Annotated in this window: 1 protein-coding gene; it reads left to right on the top strand. The window is 74.4% G+C overall.

Annotation, left to right across the window (positions count from 1 at the left end; all coding sequences use genetic code 11):
• The coding region (locus PUR56_RS25455; RefSeq protein ID WP_329950608.1) for a polyketide synthase at positions 1-1,060 on the top strand (1,060 nt) is incomplete at both ends.

Here is a 1,060-nt window from a genome sequence, read left to right as displayed (position 1 = left end):
CTACCCGGGCGGGATCACCACTCCGGACGAGCTGTGGAAGCTGGTGGACGAGGGCCGGGACGGCATCGGCCTGTTCCCGACCGACCGCGGCTGGGACGTCGAGGGGCTCTACCACCCCGACCCGGACCACCCCGGCACCTCCTACGCCCGCGAAGGCGGATTCCTCTACGAGGCCGCGCACTTCGACCCGGGCCTGTTCGGGATCAGCCCCCGCGAAGGCATGGCGATGGACCCGCAGCAGCGCCTGCTGCTCGAATCCTCCTGGGAGACCCTGGAGCACGCCGGCGTCGACCCGCTGCGCCTGCGCGGCTCCCGCACCGGTGTCTTCGTCGGGCTGATGTACCACGACTACCTCGGCCGGCTGACCGCCGTACCCGAGGAGGTCGAGGGCTTCCTCGGCACCGGCAACTCCGGCAGCGTCGCCTCCGGCCGGATCTCCTACACGCTCGGCCTGGAGGGCCCGGCGGTCACGGTCGACACCGCGTGCTCCTCCTCGCTGGTCGCCCTGCACCTCGCCGCGCAGGCGCTGCGCTCCGGCGAGTGCGACCTCGCGCTGGCCGGCGGCGTGACCGTGATGGCCACCCCGGACACCTTCGTCGGGTTCTCGCGGCAGCGGGGGCTGGCGGCCGACGGCCGGTGCAAGTCCTTCGCGGCGGGTGCGGACGGCACCGGCTGGGGCGAGGGTGTCGGCATGGTGCTCGTCGAGCGGCTCTCCGACGCCCGGCGCCTCGGCCACCGCGTGCTCGCGGTCGTCCGGGGCACCGCCGTGAACCAGGACGGTGCCTCGAACGGCCTCACCGCCCCCAACGGCCCGTCCCAGCAGCGCGTCATCCGCCAGGCGCTGGCGAACGCCGGTCTGACGCCGCGGGACGTCGACGCCGTCGAGGCCCACGGCACCGGCACGACGCTGGGCGACCCCATCGAGGCCCAGGCGCTGCTGGCGACGTACGGGCGGGACCGGGACGGCGGCGACCCGCTCTGGCTCGGGTCGATCAAGTCGAACCTCGGGCACACCCAGGCGGCGGCCGGGGCGGCCGGCATCATCAAGATGGTCCAGGCG

The organism is Streptomyces sp. BE303, assembly GCF_036290945.1.
GTDB lineage: Bacteria > Actinomycetota > Actinomycetes > Streptomycetales > Streptomycetaceae > Kitasatospora.
Note: the sequence above shows the minus strand (reverse complement) of the source record. Positions and strands in the feature narration are given on the sequence as shown.